At 49.4% G+C, this 20,459-nt stretch carries 6 protein-coding genes; 4 read left to right on the forward strand and 2 right to left on the reverse strand.

Translation table 11 applies throughout. The annotated features are described in order from the left end of the window. Positions 1 to 235 precede the first annotated feature (235 nt). The 3 genes from carA (at position 236) to greA (ending at position 5,191) form a co-directional block, all read left to right on the forward strand. Positions 236 to 1,375 carry a glutamine-hydrolyzing carbamoyl-phosphate synthase small subunit gene (gene carA, locus KCV09_RS08110; protein WP_004939789.1) on the forward strand — a complete coding sequence of 380 codons (1,140 nt, stop codon included), beginning with the start codon at positions 236 to 238 and terminating at the stop codon, positions 1,373 to 1,375. A 14-nt stretch (positions 1,376 to 1,389) separates the two neighbouring features. After that, positions 1,390 to 4,623, forward strand: a complete 3,234-nt coding sequence (gene carB / locus KCV09_RS08115; RefSeq protein ID WP_004948917.1) for a carbamoyl-phosphate synthase large subunit — start codon at positions 1,390 to 1,392, stop codon at positions 4,621 to 4,623. Positions 4,624 to 4,714: 91 nt separating this feature from the next. Next, a complete protein-coding gene (gene greA / locus KCV09_RS08120) occupies positions 4,715 to 5,191 on the forward strand; it encodes a transcription elongation factor GreA (protein WP_004939793.1) in 477 nt (158 codons plus the stop codon). A gap of 73 nt (positions 5,192 to 5,264) precedes the next feature. Here greA and KCV09_RS08125 read toward each other — a convergent pair whose 3' ends face one another. Further along, the gene (locus KCV09_RS08125; RefSeq protein WP_212515014.1) at positions 5,265 to 5,627 is read right to left on the reverse strand and encodes an MGMT family protein; all 363 of its coding nucleotides are present in this window, start codon (positions 5,625 to 5,627) and stop codon (positions 5,265 to 5,267) included. A gap of 199 nt (positions 5,628 to 5,826) precedes the next feature. On the opposite strand from KCV09_RS08125, the gene KCV09_RS08130 reads away from it, so the two are divergent. Next, on the forward strand, positions 5,827 to 6,273 hold the full coding sequence (locus KCV09_RS08130) for a universal stress protein (RefSeq protein ID WP_004939800.1): 447 nt from the start codon (positions 5,827 to 5,829) through the stop codon (positions 6,271 to 6,273). An 89-nt stretch (positions 6,274 to 6,362) separates the two neighbouring features. Here the strand turns inward: KCV09_RS08130 and KCV09_RS16355 are convergent, their stop codons facing one another. Continuing rightward, a complete protein-coding gene (locus KCV09_RS16355) occupies positions 6,363 to 20,396 on the reverse strand; it encodes a BapA/Bap/LapF family large adhesin (RefSeq protein WP_228301552.1) in 14,034 nt (4,677 codons plus the stop codon). Between the last annotated feature and the right edge of the window lie 63 nt (positions 20,397 to 20,459).

A 20,459-nucleotide genomic window follows, 5' to 3' on the forward strand; every position in this document is an offset into this window, starting at 1 on the left:
AGTGTTTTTTTCAAATTTCGATATCAAAATTCAGTAAAAACAATGAATTGTTTTAATTCAGAATTTTTCAAATAAAAACGTAGACTTTGGTCTAATCGATGCGTATAATGCGCTGTTAAGTTATAAGCGAGTAGACTGAAAGGAGGGCATGTTTTTGAAGGCAGCCTACCTTTTTTTACGTCTACTCGCTTTTTTACAGCCCTAATTTTTGTGGTTTTAGTTCAGGAGCTTTGGTTTGAGCACCCCCGCCATTTTAGCCCTTGCTGATGGAACGATCTTTAAAGGTACGTCTATCGGTGCTACGGGTTCAACGACTGGTGAAGTCGTTTTTAATACTGCCATGACTGGTTATCAAGAAATTCTGACCGATCCAAGTTATGCACAACAAGTTGTGACATTAACTTATCCTCACATTGGAAATACTGGATGCAATGACGAAGACGCCGAATCGGGTCGCATCCATAAAGTGTGGGCAAATGGTTTGATTATTCGTGATCTGCCTTTGCTTCACAGTAATTTCCGTTCTGAACAATCTTTAGGCGACTACTTAAAACAGCACAATGTTGTGGCAATTGCCGACATTGATACGCGTAAACTGACACGTATTTTACGTGAAAAAGGTGCGCAAAACGGCTGTATCCTTGCGGGCGACAATATTACAGAAGAACAAGCGCTCGAAAAAGCACGTGCCTTTGGTGGTCTAAATGGCCTCGATTTGGCAAAAGAGTGCTGTGATCCTGAAGGCTTTGAATGGACGGAAGGTTCATGGACGCTTGGACACGGTTTTACTCAACCTGAACTTAAATATCATGTCGTTGCATACGATTACGGTGTCAAAACCAACATCTTGCGTATGCTTGCAGACCGCGGTTGTAAACTTACAGTTGTTCCTGCTCAAACACCTGCCGAGAAAGTTTTGGCAATGAATCCAGATGGCGTTTTCCTGTCGAATGGTCCTGGCGATCCAGCGGCATGTGACTATGCAATCGAAGCAGTTAAAACAATTGTGGAAACAACCAACTTACCAGTATTTGGTATTTGTTTGGGTCACCAGATTTTAGCGCTGGCATCAGGTGCAAAAACCATGAAAATGAATCATGGTCACCATGGTGCAAACCATCCTGTACAAAACCTTGAACAAGGTACAGTGATGATTACTTCTCAAAACCACGGCTTTGCTGTTGACGAAAGTACTTTACCTGCAAATGTGAAGGTGACTCACCGCTCACTGTTTGACGGTACAAACCAAGGTATTCATCGTACAGACAAACCCGCATTTAGCTTCCAAGGTCACCCAGAAGCTAGCCCAGGTCCACATGACTGTGCCCCATTGTTCGATCATTTCATCGAACTTATCGAAGCAGCTAAGAAGTAATTGAGGAGCGAATAATGCCTAAACGTACGGATATTAAAAGCATCTTGATTATCGGTGCTGGTCCAATTGTAATTGGACAAGCCTGTGAGTTTGACTACTCAGGTGCACAAGCATGTAAAGCGCTTCGTGAAGAAGGTTACCGTGTTATTTTGGTCAACTCTAACCCAGCGACCATCATGACCGATCCATCAATGGCGGATGCGACCTACATTGAACCAATCACTTGGCAAACTGTTGCGCAAATTATCGAAAAAGAGCGTCCAGATGCTGTGCTCCCTACTATGGGCGGCCAAACTGCATTGAACTGTGCGCTTGCTTTGGACGAAAATGGTGTTCTAGAAAAGTTCAATGTTGAACTGATTGGTGCCACTAAAGACGCAATTGAAAAAGCAGAAGATCGTAAACTTTTTGACATCGCAATGCGTAAAATCGGCTTAGAGTGTCCTCGTGCCGATGTTGCAGAAAGTATGGAACATGCACTGGAAATTCAGTCACGTTTCGGCTTCCCGGTCATCATTCGCCCATCATTCACCATGGGTGGTTCTGGTGGCGGTATTGCTTACAATAAAGAAGAATTTATTGAGATCTGTGAGCGTGGTTTCGATCTTTCTCCGACTAAACAATTATTGATCGATGAATCACTGATTGGCTGGAAAGAGTACGAGATGGAAGTTGTTCGTGATAAAAACGACAACTGTATTATCGTCTGTGCAATCGAAAACTTTGACCCAATGGGCGTGCATACAGGTGACTCGATCACTGTTGCACCTGCACAAACACTAACCGACAAAGAATATCAAATCATGCGTAATGCATCGATTGCAGTTCTTCGTGAAATTGGTGTTGAAACAGGTGGTTCAAACGTACAGTTTGGTATCAATCCGAAAGACGGCCGTATGGTTGTGATCGAGATGAACCCACGTGTATCGCGTTCATCTGCTCTTGCTTCAAAAGCGACAGGCTTCCCGATTGCGAAAATCGCGGCGAAGCTTGCGGTAGGCTACACCCTTGATGAATTAAAAAATGACATCACCGGTGGCGTAACACCAGCATCATTTGAACCTGCAATCGACTATGTAGTAACCAAGATTCCTCGCTTTAACTTCGAAAAATTCCCGCAAGCAGAGCCTGTGTTAACCACACAGATGAAATCTGTGGGTGAAGTAATGGCGATTGGACGTAATTTCCAAGAGTCTGTACAAAAAGCCTTGCGTGGTTTGGAAGTGGGTGTTTGTGGCTTTGATGAAAAAGTTGAAGCCGGTACCACCAATGCCAAAGAGATTATCTTAAAAGAACTTAAAGTGCCTGGTCCGGAGCGTATCTGGTACGTGGCTGACGCATTCCGTCATGGTTTTTCTTTAGATGACGTATTTGAAGCGACCAAAATCGACCGTTGGTTCTTGATTCAAATTGAGGACATTATCAAAACTGAAGCGCAAGTGAAGACGCTAGGTTTTGGTGATTTAAACGCTGACAACATCCGTTCGTTCAAACGTAAAGGTTTATCTGACCTACGTATTGCCAACTTGATGGGTATTTCACAAAAGCAATTCCGTAAGCAACGTTGGAATTTGGGTGTTTATCCGGTTTACAAGCGTGTGGATACCTGTGCAGCAGAGTTTGAGTCAGGCACTGCCTACATGTACTCAACTTATGATGAAGAATGCGAAGCGAATCCATCGAACCGTGACAAGATCATGGTTATTGGCGGTGGTCCAAACCGTATTGGTCAAGGGATCGAGTTTGACTACTGTTGTGTACACGCAGCGCTTGCAATGCGTGATGACGGTTACGAAACCATTATGGTGAACTGTAACCCAGAAACAGTTTCAACAGACTACGACACTTCAGATCGTTTGTACTTTGAGCCCGTTACGCTTGAAGATGTACTTGAGATTGTGCGTACCGAAAAGCCAAAAGGCGTGATCGTACAGTACGGTGGTCAGACACCACTTAAATTGGCACGTGCGCTTGAAGAAGCAGGCACACCAATTATTGGTACCTCACCAGATGCAATTGACCGTGCTGAAGACCGTGAACGTTTCCAGCAAATGATTCAACGTCTACAACTTCGCCAACCGAACAACAGTATTGTAAAATCGGCTGAAGAAGGCATTTCAGAAGCAGCGAAAGTGGGATATCCATTGGTTGTTCGTCCATCTTATGTCTTAGGTGGTCGTGCAATGGAAATCGTGTATAACGAAGAAGAGCTGAAACGTTATCTTCGTGAAGCGGTACAAGCGTCGAATGAAGCGCCTGTCCTGCTCGACCGTTTCTTGGACGATGCAACTGAAGTCGATGTAGACTGTGTCTCTGACGGTAAAGACGTGGTGATTGGCGGTATCATGCAGCACATCGAACAGGCTGGTATTCACTCTGGTGACTCAGCTTGCTCAATCCCGCCTTACTCGCTTTCTCAAGAAGTTCAGGATGAGATGCGTCGTCAAACCGTTGCAATGGCAAAAGAGCTCGGCGTTATTGGCTTGATGAACGTACAATTTGCTGTAAAAGGTAACGACATCTATGTTCTTGAAGTAAATCCACGTGCTTCACGTACCGTACCATTCGTATCGAAATGTATTGGTGAATCACTGGCGAAAGTTGCAGCACGTTGTATGGCGGGTCAATCACTAGCGTCTCAAGGATTTACCAAAGAGATTATCCCGACACGTTTTGCTGTAAAAGAAGCAGTCTTCCCATTCGCCAAATTCCCTGGCGTAGATCCAATGCTTGGCCCAGAGATGAAATCGACAGGTGAAGTGATGGGTGTGGGTCAAACCTTTGGTGAAGCATTCTACAAAGCCGTACTTGGCTCAAACGAACGTCTGCCTGGTTTGCCAACTGATGGTGAAGTGAAGTATGCATTCTTGTCTGTACGTGAATCTGACAAGAAATACATTGCTGATATTGCTAAGCAGTTAATCGCGTATGGCTTTAAACTTGTTGCAACAAATGGCACACATAAAGTCCTCCGTGAAGCAGGTCTGGAGTGTGAAGCAGTAAATAAAGTCACCGAAGGTCGTCCACATATTGTGGATCGCTTGAAAAATGGTGAAATTCATCTTATTGTCAACACAACAGAAGGCAAACAAGCGCAATATGATTCTGCCATGATTCGTCGTGCTGCCCTACAGGGTAAAGTGTATTACACCACGACCATCAACGGTGCAGAAGCCGTTTGCCAAGCTTTTGCTGTGAAATTGCCAATGGATGTTTACCGTTTGCAAGATTTACAAACAGTAGGTTAATTCGTTACCGATAAGTCCCGCCACCTTATCGGTGGCGGGCTTTTTTATTTTTTAAAAATGCGGTTTTCCCATTTTATTAAGAGGGACTAAAATGCAACGTTATCCAATGACTCCCGAGGGCAAATCTGCTCTAGAGAAAGAATTACAACATCTGAAGAGTGTTGAACGTCCACGTATTACACAAGCGATTGCAGAAGCGCGTGAACACGGTGATTTAAAAGAAAATGCCGAGTATCACGCTGCACGTGAACAACAGGGTTTCTGTGAAGGACGCATTCAGGATATCGAAGGTAAATTAGGCGCAGCTCAAGTGATCGATATTAAAGAGCTTGAACACAATGGCCGAGTGGTTTTTGGTGTGACTGTGACCATTGAAAATCTTGATACCGAAGAGCGCAAAACCTATAAGATCGTGGGTGATGATGAAGCTGATTTTAAAATCAATAAAATCTCTGTGAATTCGCCAATTGCACGTGGCCTACTGGGTAAAAGCGAAGGTGACGAAGCCAAAATCACGACGCCTCAGGGTGAAGTCGAATATGAAATCGTAAGTGTGGAATACTTATAATTTCACTCGATGACTTAAGCCTCAGTTCGCTGGGGCTTTTTATTGTGCTCTATTCATCTCAATTCTAGTTTGCCTAAATTTGAGATGTGTCAGTCATCCACTGGTACTTCTTCAAATCAATTCGTCCATCTTTTATGATGATACCTTCTTGTATGAGTTTGAGTTCTTGAATATTTTGACCAGCATCATTGATTTGCCCAGTACTGATTCGTCCCTGTGCATTAATAATCCGGTGCCAAGGCAAATCTGACGTCTCACTCATCTGTTTTAAAACAGCTCCAACCAATCGAGCATGTTTAGGTAATCCAGCAAGTTTGGCGATCTGCCCATAAGTGGCCACATAACCTTCAGGCACTAATGCAACCACAGCCAATATCTGTCGATATAGCTCAATCGATGACGCTTTTTGTGGCTGAACTTGACGGAAAATCACCATAAGCACATATCTTATATAAAACAATTAAAAATTTGATTATGCATGAATTCTAAAGTTGAATCTTTAAGATTATTTTGTGCTAATTTATGAAAGCAACTCATACTAAAGATAATTAAGTCGCCTCTATTTTTTATAAATTAAATAGAATACTGTTTGGATGCAATAAATCTTATCAATAAATACAAGGGAGTATATAAGAATGGGATATCAACATATCATGGTGCCCGTTGATGGATCACCCACATCTTTAACTGCAATTCAGCATGCCGCCAAGCTTGCAACCACCTATCAAAGCACAGTGACTGTGATCTATGTCTTAACAATTGATCCATTCATCAACATTGAATATATTAATTCGGCACATCAAGTGGAAAACGACGCGCTAAAACAAACTCGGGAAATTATTAAAACCATTGTCGATGAAGCAAAACAAAAATTCTTAACATTTGGAATTGATGCGAATACTGTCATCATTGAAGGCCAAGATGTTCATAAAGAGATTATTAAAGCATCTGAAGAGCATGCGGTCGATTTAATTGTAATTGGTTCACATGGCCGAACAGGTATTCGTAAATTAGTTCTTGGTAGTGTCACTCAAAAACTCTTAGGGGAAACCACACTGCCTGTACTGGTAGTGCATAAATAAGATTGATGTTTTTAACATATAAGATATTAATTTTTATAATATTTAAATAAAAAAAGAGGACCTGACGGTCCTCTTTTTTTTCTAACGAATTAGTAAATCAAATGATTGTTTTGCAACAGTTCATCTAGAGTTGTATTCACATTTTTCAATGTAAGCAACTCAGTGCTTTGGTAGGTTGTTCCTGTTCCATCACGATCAATGCTAATTACCGTATCTGCACCATCTTTGGTTACTGTAACGTAATTCGCAATATTAGATGCTGTGACGCTTTGACCTGTTAACAATGCACTGATATCCACTTTATCACCTTGTGCTTTGCTGAAATCAGTCCATGTGTCATGACCATTTCCACCAGTCGCATCAGTGTTATTCAACAAGTTGAAGATCACTTTGTCTGCACCTGCATTGGTGGTGAAGGTATCATCACCTGCACTGCTAGTAATAATATCGGCACCTGCACTGGTGTTGTATACAAAGCCGGCATTAAACTTCAGTGTTGCAGTCGATTCATCGCCGTTTGGTGCAATCAGTTTATAAGTAAACTGATCTTCGCCGCCACCTGTAAGTGTCGCATTTGGCGTATAGGTATAACTACCATCGGACTTAATCACAAGTGTACCGTGAGCTCCCTGAATCGTTGTACCTGTACTAGTGACAGTAGAGTAAGCTGATCCATTGTTTGAAATCGCGATATCGGTGTATTGAGATGCAACGTTGTCTACGCCTGCACCAGTATCTTCCGTTAAGATATTTCCTTTTACAGTTTCACGAGAAGTTACGGTGTAAGCGTCGAGATCTGTTGAAGTTACTTCACTAGAAACAGATACGTTACCAGCAAGACCTACACCTCGATTGTAATTTAAAACATAACGATACTCTCCAGCTTCCAAATCGCCATAGACCTTACCATTACCGTTCGGGAACAATCCAATAAGATCAACAAGGCTATTTGCAGAAATGATATCTACCGTTGTCCATGTGTTATTTACCAGTTTTTGGAATATTACAGATGCAGCTCCACCTAAACTCGCCAGTGAACTTGTTGATAAACCGATTTCAATAGCTCCCAAGTTACCTTGAGCAATGGTGATGGTTTGACTTGCAACAGTTTGACTTCCTCCAAGACCAACAAGCCAAGATTGATTGATCGATGGACCAGTCACAGTGGTTTCAGTATTGGTCGCTCCAATGCCAACAGTATCCTCATTATTGGTTGCAACAACGCTGGTCGCATCTGCCTCTGGGTTGTTTGGATTCCAAGTCAAGTCTAGATCACTATTAGTTCCAATTTGAACAATCAGTTTAGCTGTATCACTCTTACCTGAAGTTGTATCGGTAATGGTGTAAGTAAAGACATCAGTTTTACCAATTACGTTTACATTACTAGTAGGAGTGTACTTATAGCTTCCATCCGCTTTAATGGTTAAGGTACCATGCTCTCCGATAACTGTGGTCGTACTACCATCAGCAGCGACAGTTTGGCCATTCACGGCTGTCACCTTGGTTTGTGATGTTACTTGATCCTGACCATTGGTTTGATCATTATCTATGATCACATTGCCTTCTTTAGAAGTAATGCCACTCACGACTGGATTAGCAGCCGTATTTTCGGTTGTTAATTGCAAATCTGCTTTAATCGAAGTGCCTAGACCGATTAATGAACCGCCAGTAAAGTCAAATCGATAATTACCAGGTGTTAATCCTTCGGCAGTTACTTTAGTCGTTTGACCAAAAATACCTAGCAAATCTAGCAAGCCAGGGGATTTATTATCTGCAATCAACTTCCAGCTACCATCATCTTGCTGTTTGTATAATTTCATTTCAGCATTATCAAACAAGTTAATAAGCGAACCTGTAGATACTGAAATTACCGCATCTGCTATCTGATCTTGGCCTACAGTAAAATAGCCAGGGTAAGTAGAAGTTCCTATATTAATAAGCGAACTTTCATTAATAATATTTTGACTTGGATTTACTGTAACTGGGTAAGTAAAGTCGACCTTAGCCTCAACAATATTATCTTTCGCATCAATAACAATATTTGGTGCTGTTAGATCTGTGGCTTGTGATTCATTGCCTGCTTTGTCTGTTGCTGTAATTTTTACTTTTTCAGCATCATCCAATGGATCGGCAAAAGTCACTGTGTACTTGCCACTTGAATCTGCAGTCGCTGAGCCTAATACATTACCATTTGCATCTTTGACTTTCACAACAGATCCAGCTTCAGCAGATCCTGTAATCTCAGAACCACTAGCATTAAATGTACCCGATGGTGCATTCGGTGGAGTTAGGTCAACAGTCAGGTTGAACGGATCGCTCTTGCCGCTTTCGTTGCCCACAGGATCGGTCGCAGTCACGCTTAGGTTGTGCGGACCTTCGGTCAAGCCAGGTGCCGGGATGGTGTAGTTCCAGCTACCATCTGCTCCTACCGTGACACTGCCCACCACATCATTGCCGTCATATACCTTGATCACATCACCCGGTGTCGCGCCTGTACCACTGAGTGTCGGCGTGGTGTCATCCGTGCTGGCACCGTTGCCAAGCGGACCTTGTACCAGACCCACATCGTCACTCACCAGACCAATGCTCGGAATGCTCGGTGCCGTGGTGTCAATCGTCAGATTGAAACTCGCGCTGCCTTGTGTTCCTGCCGCATTGCTCGCAGTGGCCGTATAGCTATGTGACCCTTCGCTTTGTGTTGGTAAGGTGTAGCTCCAGTTACCGCTACTATTCACCACCGCTGAGCCAACTGCCGCGCCACCATCGACGCTGATCGTCACAATCGCTCCCGCTGTACCTGTTCCCACCAGTGTTGGTGTGGTGTCATCGGTTGCAGCATTGTTGGCCAAGTCACCGACCTTGCTGCCAACATTGTCGACCGCCTTGTTGATGCTTACCACCACATTCGTGGTGTCTACCGTAAAGTTCAGTGCATCACTGGCCGCGCTGGTGTTGCCTGCCGCATCCGTCGCAGTCGTGGTAATGCTGTGTGCCCCGTCTGCCAAGCCTGTCGATGGCGTGAAGCTCCAGGTGCCATCGCTTGCAACGGTGGTGCTGCCCAGTACCGTGTTGCCATCTTTAATGGTAATCACGTCACCTGCGGTACCCGTACCTTTGAATTCTGGATTCTTGTCGTCGGTGGTGCCGTTATTGGCAATCGGACCTTGGATCTGGCCTTGATCGTCAATTGCTGTCACCACACCAGGTTTCACTGGCGCTGTGGTATCCAGTACGATTGGATAAGCACCTGAATCCGGGCTCGACTGGCCTGCACCGTCGGTCTGTTTCGCAATCAGGTTCTTGGTGCCGTCTGCACCTAGATCCGTCGTGGTCACACTCCAGGTCCCGTCTGAAGCCACTGTGGTTGAACCCACTGCCGTGCCGTCAACATATACCGTCACCACCGCACCCACTTGCCCGGTACCACTGATGGTCGGCGTGCGGTCATCTGTGGTCTGGTTCTTCTGCAGATCTCCTGTCACATCACCCTGATTATCCGTCACGCTCTGAATGGATGGCGCCGATGGGGCTGCACCCACCACCTTGAATTGCCATGCCGCGCTTTGCGGTCCTTCGTTACCTGCTGCATCCACACCACTGGCGGTGAAACTGTGTGGTCCTGCACCAATCGGTGTACTTGGCGTGAAGCTCCATTTGCCATCTGTACCCACGGTCGCACTGCCTAGGTATGCGCCATTGTCGTAGACTTTCACGATCGCCACCGAGGCATCTGCCGTTCCTGAATATGCCGGACGGGTGTCATCGGTCAGACTATCTGGACTGTTGCTGACGGTGCCCTGAATCGCGCCCACATCATCGTATAGATCCAGCACCGTGACTGCATTTGCCAATGGCGGGATGGTATCTACGGTCAGGTTGAAGCTTGTTGAAGTCGTACCCACATTGCCGGCCTGATCTACAATCGCAGCAGTGTAGCTGTGTGGTCCTTCGCTGACATTGCTCAACTGGTAACTGAAGCTTCCACCGGTGACGGTTGCTGTACCCAGTAAAGTAGTGCCTTCATAAATCTGTACGCTATCGCCTTCTTTAAGACCTGTCACTGTACCTTTGAGCAATGGTGAGGTGTCGTTGGTCGTGGTGCCTGTACCGAAGTCTCCTGTATTCGGCGCAACATCGTCTGCATAGCCAGTCAGGCTAATGCTGTTGTCGGTGGTCGGAGCTTGGGTATCGACCACGATCACTTGTGTCGCCGCAGTGCCGGTATTGCCAGCTGCATCCACCACGCGGGTCTGGATGCTGTAGCTGCCATCGGCAAGCGTATTGCCTGTGTTGTCATAGCTCCAGCTGTTGCCACTGCCTTGGACTGCATTGATCCAGGTTGCACCGCCATTGAGTGAAATCTGTACATATTCGCCTGACGCCAGCGTGCCTGTCGTGCTCAGGTTGAACACCAAGGTGTTGTCGCTGGTCACAAAGTCACTGCCTGAACTGCCGGTGTCTTGGGTAATGCTCACCAGACTTGCTGTCGCGGTCGGTGCGGTCAGATCCACATTGACTGTAAACGGATCGCTCTTGCCACTTTCGTTGCCCACAGGATCGGTCGCAGTCACGCTTAGGTTGTGCGGACCTTCGGTCAAGCCAGGTGCCGGGATGGTGTAGTTCCAGCTACCATCTGCTCCTACCGTGACACTGCCCACCACATCATTGCCGTCATATACCTTGATCACATCACCCGGTGTCGCGCCTGTACCACTGAGTGTCGGCGTGGTGTCATCCGTGCTGGCACCGTTGCCAAGCGGACCTTGTACCAGACCCACATCGTCACTCACCAGACCAATGCTCGGAATGCTCGGTGCCGTGGTGTCAATCGTCAGATTGAAACTCGCGCTGCCTTGTGTTCCTGCCGCATTGCTCGCAGTGGCCGTATAGCTATGTGACCCTTCGCTTTGTGTTGGTAAGGTGTAGCTCCAGTTACCGCTACTATTCACCACCGCTGAGCCAACTGCCGCGCCACCATCGACGCTGATCGTCACAATCGCTCCCGCTGTACCTGTTCCCACCAGTGTTGGTGTGGTGTCATCGGTTGCAGCATTGTTGGCCAAGTCACCGACCTTGCTGCCAACATTGTCGACCGCCTTGTTGATGCTTACCACCACATTCGTGGTGTCTACCGTAAAGTTCAGTGCATCACTGGCCGCGCTGGTGTTGCCTGCCGCATCCGTCGCAGTCGTGGTAATGCTGTGTGCCCCGTCTGCCAAGCCTGTCGATGGCGTGAAGCTCCAGGTGCCATCGCTTGCAACGGTGGTGCTGCCCAGTACCGTGTTGCCATCTTTAATGGTAATCACGTCACCTGCGGTACCCGTACCTTTGAATTCTGGATTCTTGTCGTCGGTGGTGCCGTTATTGGCAATCGGACCTTGGATCTGGCCTTGATCGTCAATTGCTGTCACCACACCAGGTTTCACTGGCGCTGTGGTATCCAGTACGATTGGATAAGCACCTGAATCCGGGCTCGACTGGCCTGCACCGTCGGTCTGTTTCGCAATCAGGTTCTTGGTGCCGTCTGCACCTAGATCCGTCGTGGTCACACTCCAGGTCCCGTCTGAAGCCACTGTGGTTGAACCCACTGCCGTGCCGTCAACATATACCGTCACCACCGCACCCACTTGCCCGGTACCACTGATGGTCGGCGTGCGGTCATCTGTGGTCTGGTTCTTCTGCAGATCTCCTGTCACATCACCCTGATTATCCGTCACGCTCTGAATGGATGGCGCCGATGGGGCTGCACCCACCACCTTGAATTGCCATGCCGCGCTTTGCGGTCCTTCGTTACCTGCTGCATCCACACCACTGGCGGTGAAACTGTGTGGTCCTGCACCAATCGGTGTACTTGGCGTGAAGCTCCATTTGCCATCTGTACCCACGGTCGCACTGCCTAGGTATGCGCCATTGTCGTAGACTTTCACGATCGCCACCGAGGCATCTGCCGTTCCTGAATATGCCGGACGGGTGTCATCGGTCAGACTATCTGGACTGTTGCTGACGGTGCCCTGAATCGCGCCCACATCATCGTATAGATCCAGCACCGTGACTGCATTTGCCAATGGCGGGATGGTATCTACGGTCAGGTTGAAGCTTGTTGAAGTCGTACCCACATTGCCGGCCTGATCTACAATCGCAGCAGTGTAGCTGTGTGGTCCTTCGCTGACATTGCTCAACTGGTAACTGAAGCTTCCACCGGTGACGGTTGCTGTACCCAGTAAAGTAGTGCCTTCATAAATCTGTACGCTATCGCCTTCTTTAAGACCTGTCACTGTACCTTTGAGCAATGGTGAGGTGTCGTTGGTCGTGGTGCCTGTACCGAAGTCTCCTGTATTCGGCGCAACATCGTCTGCATAGCCAGTCAGGCTAATGCTGTTGTCGGTGGTCGGAGCTTGGGTATCGACCACGATCACTTGTGTCGCCGCAGTGCCGGTATTGCCAGCTGCATCCACCACGCGGGTCTGGATGCTGTAGCTGCCATCGGCAAGCGTATTGCCTGTGTTGTCATAGCTCCAGCTGTTGCCACTGCCTTGGACTGCATTGATCCAGGTTGCACCGCCATTGAGTGAAATCTGTACATATTCGCCTGACGCCAGCGTGCCTGTCGTGCTCAGGTTGAACACCAAGGTGTTGTCGCTGGTCACAAAGTCACTGCCTGAACTGCCGGTGTCTTGGGTAATGCTCACCAGACTTGCTGTCGCGGTCGGTGCGGTCAGATCCACATTGACTGTAAACGGATCGCTCTTGCCACTTTCGTTGCCCACAGGATCGGTCGCAGTCACGCTTAGGTTGTGCGGACCTTCGGTCAAGCCAGGTGCCGGGATGGTGTAGTTCCAGCTACCATCTGCTCCTACCGTGACACTGCCCACCACATCATTGCCGTCATATACCTTGATCACATCACCCGGTGTCGCGCCTGTACCACTGAGTGTCGGCGTGGTGTCATCCGTGCTGGCACCGTTGCCAAGCGGACCTTGTACCAGACCCACATCGTCACTCACCAGACCAATGCTCGGAATGCTCGGTGCCGTGGTGTCAATCGTCAGATTGAAACTCGCGCTGCCTTGTGTTCCTGCCGCATTGCTCGCAGTGGCCGTATAGCTATGTGACCCTTCGCTTTGTGTTGGTAAGGTGTAGCTCCAGTTACCGCTACTATCCACCACCGCTGAGCCAACTGCCGCGCCACCATCGACGCTGATCGTCACAATCGCTCCCGCTGTACCTGTTCCCACCAGTGTTGGTGTGGTGTCATCGGTTGCAGCATTGTTGGCCAAGTCACCGACCTTGCTGCCAACATTGTCGACCGCCTTGTTGATGCTTACCACCACATTCGTGGTGTCTACCGTAAAGTTCAGTGCATCACTGGCCGCGCTGGTGTTGCCTGCCGCATCCGTCGCAGTCGTGGTAATGCTGTGTGCCCCGTCTGCCAAGCCTGTCGATGGCGTGAAGCTCCAGGTGCCATCGCTTGCAACGGTGGTGCTGCCCAGTACCGTGTTGCCATCTTTAATGGTAATCACGTCACCTGCGGTACCCGTACCTTTGAATTCTGGATTCTTGTCGTCGGTGGTGCCGTTATTGGCAATCGGACCTTGGATCTGGCCTTGATCGTCAATTGCTGTCACCACACCAGGTTTCACTGGCGCTGTGGTATCCAGTACGATTGGATAAGCACCTGAATCCGGGCTCGACTGGCCTGCACCGTCGGTCTGTTTCGCAATCAGGTTCTTGGTGCCGTCTGCACCTAGATCCGTCGTGGTCACACTCCAGGTCCCGTCTGAAGCCACTGTGGTTGAACCCACTGCCGTGCCGTCAACATATACCGTCACCACCGCACCCACTTGCCCGGTACCACTGATGGTCGGCGTGCGGTCATCTGTGGTCTGGTTCTTCTGCAGATCTCCTGTCACATCACCCTGATTATCCGTCACGCTCTGAATGGATGGCGCCGATGGGGCTGCACCCACCACCTTGAATTGCCATGCCGCGCTTTGCGGTCCTTCGTTACCTGCTGCATCCACACCACTGGCGGTGAAACTGTGTGGTCCTGCACCAATCGGTGTACTTGGCGTGAAGCTCCATTTGCCATCTGTACCCACGGTCGCACTGCCTAGGTATGCGCCATTGTCGTAGACTTTCACGATCGCCACCGAGGCATCTGCCGTTCCTGAATATGCCGGACGGGTGTCATCGGTCAGACTATCTGGACTGTTGCTGACGGTGCCCTGAATCGCGCCCACATCATCGTATAGATCCAGCACCGTGACTGCATTTGCCAATGGCGGGATGGTATCTACGGTCAGGTTGAAGCTTGTTGAAGTCGTACCCACATTGCCGGCCTGATCTACAATCGCAGCAGTGTAGCTGTGTGGTCCTTCGCTGACATTGCTCAACTGGTAACTGAAGCTTCCACCGGTGACGGTTGCTGTACCCAGTAAAGTAGTGCCTTCATAAATCTGTACGCTATCGCCTTCTTTAAGACCTGTCACTGTACCTTTGAGCAATGGTGAGGTGTCGTTGGTCGTGGTGCCTGTACCGAAGTCTCCTGTATTCGGCGCAACATCGTCTGCATAGCCAGTCAGGCTAATGCTGTTGTCGGTGGTCGGAGCTTGGGTATCGACCACGATCACTTGTGTCGCCGCAGTGCCGGTATTGCCAGCTGCATCCACCACGCGGGTCTGGATGCTGTAGCTGCCATCGGCAAGCGTATTGCCTGTGTTGTCATAGCTCCAGCTGTTGCCACTGCCTTGGACTGCATTGATCCAGGTTGCACCGCCATTGAGTGAAATCTGTACATATTCGCCTGACGCCAGCGTGCCTGTCGTGCTCAGGTTGAACACCAAGGTGTTGTCGCTGGTCACAAAGTCACTGCCTGAACTGCCGGTGTCTTGGGTAATGCTCACCAGACTTGCTGTCGCGGTCGGTGCGGTCAGATCCACATTGACTGTAAACGGATCGCTCTTGCCACTTTCGTTGCCCACAGGATCGGTCGCAGTCACGCTTAGGTTGTGCGGACCTTCGGTCAAGCCAGGTGCCGGGATGGTGTAGTTCCAGCTACCATCTGCTCCTACCGTGACACTGCCCACCACATCATTGCCGTCATATACCTTGATCACATCACCCGGTGTCGCGCCTGTACCACTGAGTGTCGGCGTGGTGTCATCCGTGCTGGCACCGTTGCCAAGCGGACCTTGTACCAGACCCACATCGTCACTCACCAGACCAATGCTCGGAATGCTCGGTGCCGTGGTGTCAATCGTCAGATTGAAACTCGCGCTGCCTTGTGTTCCTGCCGCATTGCTCGCAGTGGCCGTATAGCTATGTGACCCTTCGCTTTGTGTTGGTAAGGTGTAGCTCCAGTTACCGCTACTATTCACCACCGCTGAGCCAACTGCCGCGCCACCATCGACGCTGATCGTCACAATCGCTCCCGCTGTACCTGTTCCCACCAGTGTTGGTGTGGTGTCATCGGTTGCAGCATTGTTGGCCAAGTCACCGACCTTGCTGCCAACATTGTCGACCGCCTTGTTGATGCTTACCACCACATTCGTGGTGTCTACCGTAAAGTTCAGTGCATCACTGGCCGCGCTGGTGTTGCCTGCCGCATCCGTCGCAGTCGTGGTAATGCTGTGTGCCCCGTCTGCCAAGCCTGTCGATGGCGTGAAGCTCCAGGTGCCATCGCTTGCAACGGTGGTGCTGCCCAGTACCGTGTTGCCATCTTTAATGGTAATCACGTCACCTGCGGTACCCGTACCTTTGAATTCTGGATTCTTGTCGTCGGTGGTGCCGTTATTGGCAATCGGACCTTGGATCTGGCCTTGATCGTCAATTGCTGTCACCACACCAGGTTTCACTGGCGCTGTGGTATCCAGTACGATTGGATAAGCACCTGAATCCGGGCTCGACTGGCCTGCACCGTCGGTCTGTTTCGCAATCAGGTTCTTGGTGCCGTCTGCACCTAGATCCGTCGTGGTCACACTCCAGGTCCCGTCTGAAGCCACTGTGGTTGAACCCACTGCCGTGCCGTCAACATATACCGTCACCACCGCACCCACTTGCCCGGTACCACTGATGGTCGGCGTGCGGTCATCTGTGGTCTGGTTCTTCTGCAGATCTCCTGTCACATCACCCTGATTATCCGTCACGCTCTGAATGGATGGCGCCGATGGGGCTGCACCCACCACCTTGAATTGCCATGCCGCGCTTTGCGGTCCTTCGTTACCTGCTGCATCCACACCACTGGCGGTGAAACTGTGTGGTCCTGCACCAATCGGTGTACTTGGCGTGAAGCTCCATTTGCCATCTGTACCCACGGTCGCACTGCCTAGGTATGCGCCATTGTCGTAGACTTTCACGATCGCCACCGAGGCATCTGCCGTTCCTGAATATGCCGGACGGGTGTCATCGGTCAGACTATCTGGACTGTTGCTGACGGTGCCCTGAATCGCGCCCACATCATCGTATAGATCCAGCACCGTGACTGCATTTGCCAATGGCGGGATGGTATCTACGGTCAGGTTGAAGCTTGTTGAAGTCGTACCCACATTGCCGGCCTGATCTACAATCGCAGCAGTGTAGCTGTGTGGTCCTTCGCTGACATTGCTCAACTGGTAACTGAAGCTTCCACCGATGACGGTTGCTGTACCCAGTAAAGTAGTGCCTTCATAAATCTGTACGCTATCGCCTTCTTTAAGACCTGTCACTGTACCTTTGAGCAATGGTGAGGTGTCGTTGGTCGTGGTGCCTGTACCGAAGTCTCCTGTATTCGGCGCAACATCGTCTGCATAGCCAGTCAGGCTAATGCTGTTGTCGGTGGTCGGAGCTTGGGTATCGACCACGATCACTTGTGTCGCCGCAGTGCCGGTATTGCCAGCTGCATCCACCACGCGGGTCTGGATGCTGTAGCTGCCATCGGCAAGCGTATTGCCTGTGTTGTCATAGCTCCAGCTGTTGCCACTGCCTTGGACTGCATTGATCCAGGTTGCACCGCCATTGAGTGAAATCTGTACATATTCGCCTGACGCCAGCGTGCCTGTCGTGCTCAGGTTGAACACCAAGGTGTTGTCGCTGGTCACAAAGTCACTGCCTGAACTGCCGGTGTCTTGGGTAATGCTCACCAGACTTGCTGTCGCGGTCGGTGCGGTCAGATCCACATTGACTGTAAACGGATCGCTCTTGCCACTTTCGTTGCCCACAGGATCGGTCGCAGTCACGCTTAGGTTGTGCGGACCTTCGGTCAAGCCAGGTGCCGGGATGGTGTAGTTCCAGCTACCATCTGCTCCTACCGTGACACTGCCCACCACATCATTGCCGTCATATACCTTGATCACATCACCCGGTGTCGCGCCTGTACCACTGAGTGTCGGCGTGGTGTCATCCGTGCTGGCACCGTTGCCAAGCGGACCTTGTACCAGACCCACATCGTCACTCACCAGACCAATGCTCGGAATGCTCGGTGCCGTGGTGTCAATCGTCAGATTGAAACTCGCGCTGCCTTGTGTTCCTGCCGCATTGCTCGCAGTGGCCGTATAGCTATGTGACCCTTCGCTTTGTGTTGGTAAGGTGTAGCTCCAGTTACCGCTACTATTCACCACCGCTGAGCCAACTGCCGCGCCACCATCGACGCTGATCGTCACAATCGCTCCCGCTGTACCTGTTCCCACCAGTGTTGGTGTGGTGTCATCGGTTGCAGCATTGTTGGCCAAGTCACCGACCTTGCTGCCAACATTGTCGACCGCCTTGTTGATGCTTACCACCACATTCGTGGTGTCTAGATTAAAGTCTAATGTTGGACTTTTACCACTTTCATTACCTGCCGGATCCTTTTCAGTGTATCCAATACTGTGGCTACCATCTGTCAAAGGTGTATTTGGCGTGAAGCTCCAGGTGCCATCGCTTGCAACGGTGGTGCTGCCCAGTACCGTATCACCATCTTTAATGGTAATCACATTACCTGCTGTGCCTGTACCAGCAATAGTTGGGGTACTGTCATTAGTTGAACCACCTGATGTAATAGGTCCAATAACAGGTGCTTGATCATCTGTTCCTGTTGGAGCTGTAGTCGGTGTAGCCGGCGCTGTGGTATCCAGTACGATTGGATAAGCACCCGAATCCGGGCTCGACTGGCCTGCACCGTCGGTCTGTTTCGCAATCAGGTTCTTGGTGCCGTCTGCACCTAGATCCGTCGTGGTCACACTCCAGGTCCCGTCTGAAGCCACTGTGGTTGAACCCACTGCCGTGCCGTCAACATATACCGTCACCACCGCACCCACTTGCCCGGTACCACTGATGGTCGGCGTGCGGTCATCTGTGGTCTGGTTCTTCTGCAGATCTCCTGTCACATCACCCTGATTATCCGTCACGCTCTGAATGGATGGCGCCGATGGGGCTGCACCCACCACCTTGAATTGCCATGCCGCGCTTTGCGGTCCTTCGTTACCTGCTGCATCCACACCACTGGCAGTGAAACTGTGCGGTCCTGCACCAATCGGTGTACTTGGCGTGAAGCTCCATTTGCCATCTGTACCCACGGTCGCACTGCCTAGGTATGCGCCATTGTCGTAGACTTTCACGATCGCCACCGAGGCATCTGCCGTTCCTGAATATGCCGGACGGGTGTCATCGGTCAGACTATCTGGACTGTTGCTGATGGTGCCCTGAATCGCGCCCACATCATCGTACAGATCCAGTACCGTGACTGCATTTGCCAATGGCGGGATGGTATCTACGGTAAAGTCAATTGCTGGACTCTTACCGCTTTCATTTCCCGCTTTATCTGTTGCTGTGTAAGAAATACTGTGTGAGCCATCTGCTAGCGCAGGTGATGGTGTAAATGACCATTTCCCATCTGAACCCACTGTGGCTGTACCCAGTTTGGTAGCGCCATCATAAACGGTAATGATATCGCCCGCAGTGCCTGTACCCGTTAATGTTGGGGTATTGTCATTGGTCGAACTACCAGCAGTAATTGGACCAATGACAGGTGCAACATCATCTGTAGCATTTGGAGCAGTTGTTGGCGTATCTGGTGCGATGGTATCCACGGTAAAGTCAATTGCTGGACTCTTACCGCTTTCATTTCCCGCTTTATCTGTTGCTGTGTAAGAAATACTGTGTGAGCCATCTGCTAGCGCAGGTGATGGTGTAAATGACCATTTCCCATCTGAACCCACTGTGGCTGTACCTAGTTTAGTAGCGCCATCATAGACGGTAATGATGTCGCCCGCAGTGCCTGTACCCGTTAATGTTGGAGTATTGTCATTGGTCGAACTGCCAGCAGTAATTGGGCCAATGACAGGTGCAACATCATCTGTAGCATTTGGAGCAGTTGTTGGCGTATCTGGTGCGATGGTATCCACGGTAAAGTCAATTGCTGGGCTCTTACCGCTTTCATTTCCCGCCGCATCTTTAACTGTATAAGTAATGCTATGCGTGCCATCGGTTAATGGTGTGGTTGGTGTAAATGACCATTTACCGTCTGAACCTACGGTGGTAGTACCCAAAACAGTATTGCCGTCATATACCGTAATTGTCGTGCCAGCTGTGCCTGTACCACTAATTAAAGGAGATGCATCATTCGTGGAGCTGCCGTTGCTTACATTGCCAGTGATTGGTTGTTTATCGTCAAAGACAGTTGCTGGAGTGGTAGGTGTTGCAGGCGGGTTAACCACAGGCGGGTTATTGTTATCGTTATCACTATCTCGATTGTGCGCCCACCACAAGATACCACCTGCAGTTACTGGAACGGCTGCCCATGCCCATGGACTTGTTTCACTGTGACCATATAATAAAGGCTCGATTGAATCGATTGGTTGATACGCCACATTTTCAAGCAGGGCGCCTTGTGCATCTGTGAATTGTACCCAGATCAGTTTATTAGAATCATCTTGAAAAACTAGGCTATTGTCTGTAGGACCTTCCGTACTGAAAAAGTCGTCAATAACGATGACTTCGCCATTCTTGAGCTTAATGATAGCACTGGTACCATCACGGGTTACTTCTTGAACATCATCTGCTGAAACCTTAACCAATACAACAGATGCTTCTGTGAGTTTGGCGGAGTTTCCTGTGATATCTGCCAATACGGCATGCGATTCTTTAGCGATAATTTGTATGTTTGGCATGACTTTCATCTCTCTCGTATGCTTTATATTTTTTAATGTGCTTCCCCACACCGTGATGGCTTA

This window comes from Acinetobacter soli (assembly GCF_018139125.1).
Classification (GTDB): domain Bacteria; phylum Pseudomonadota; class Gammaproteobacteria; order Pseudomonadales; family Moraxellaceae; genus Acinetobacter; species Acinetobacter soli.

What these genes read in the sequence shown, in the direction of transcription:
- carB (WP_004948917.1), top strand. Translation starts at nt 1,390, where the DNA reads ATGCCTAAACGTACGGATATTAAAAGCATCTTGATTATCGGTGCTGGT.
- greA (WP_004939793.1), top strand. Translation starts at nt 4,715, where the DNA reads ATGCAACGTTATCCAATGACTCCCGAGGGCAAATCTGCTCTAGAGAAA.
- KCV09_RS08125 (WP_212515014.1), bottom strand. Translation starts at nt 5,627, where the DNA reads ATGGTGATTTTCCGTCAAGTTCAGCCACAAAAAGCGTCATCGATTGAG.
- KCV09_RS08130 (WP_004939800.1), top strand. Translation starts at nt 5,827, where the DNA reads ATGGGATATCAACATATCATGGTGCCCGTTGATGGATCACCCACATCT.
- KCV09_RS16355 (WP_228301552.1), bottom strand. Translation starts at nt 20,396, where the DNA reads ATGCCAAACATACAAATTATCGCTAAAGAATCGCATGCCGTATTGGCA.